Genomic DNA, 594 nt, shown 5'->3' with positions numbered 1-594 from the left:
GGTTTCCGCGCGCGACGGGTGGAAGGCCGCGGTGGCGGTTGAAGAGGGGATCTTCAAGGCGCTGGGGATCTAGGCGGACAGGCCCCCTCCGCCTCGCTACGCTCGGCACCTCCCCCGTAAACGGGGGAGGCCTTGATAACAGGCTACTCAGTCCTCCCCCGTTTACGGGGGAGGTGTCCGCGAAGCGGACGGAGGGGGCCCGTGTCGACCCTCACCCGGCCATCGCGGCCACCCAGGCCTTGGTCGCCGCGCAGCTATCCATCGCGCGTCCGTAGGCCGCCCGGCCCGTCGTGCGCGCCAGATAGGCGCGTTCGGCCTCGGTCGGGACCGCGTTGCCGGTGCGCTCGGCCAGTTGCAGCGCGTAAGTCACCGAAATGTCCGCCGCGGTGAACGCGTCGCCGGCCATGTACGGCGAATGCGCGAGCTGCCGCGCGACCAGTCCGCGCCGGCTCTCGAACGTCCGCATCGCCCAGCGGGTGGTGCCGTTGTCCCATTCCGCCTCGGGCGCGAGGATATGGGTGGCGATGACGGCGTTGACCGGGCCGGCGAGGCCGGCTTCGCCGAGATGCAGGAATTGCAGATAGGCCGGAAAGG

1 pseudogene is annotated in these 594 nt (G+C 70.5%); it reads right to left on the bottom strand.

The annotated features are described in order from the left end of the window. Positions 1-211 precede the first annotated feature (211 nt). Positions 212-594: pseudogene (locus tag J7528_RS23985) on the bottom strand (glutathione S-transferase); the annotation flags it as partial.

Source organism: Caulobacter sp., from assembly GCF_017744445.1.
Classification (GTDB): Bacteria; Pseudomonadota; Alphaproteobacteria; order Caulobacterales; family Caulobacteraceae; genus Caulobacter.
Note: the sequence above shows the minus strand (reverse complement) of the source record. Positions and strands in the feature narration are given on the sequence as shown.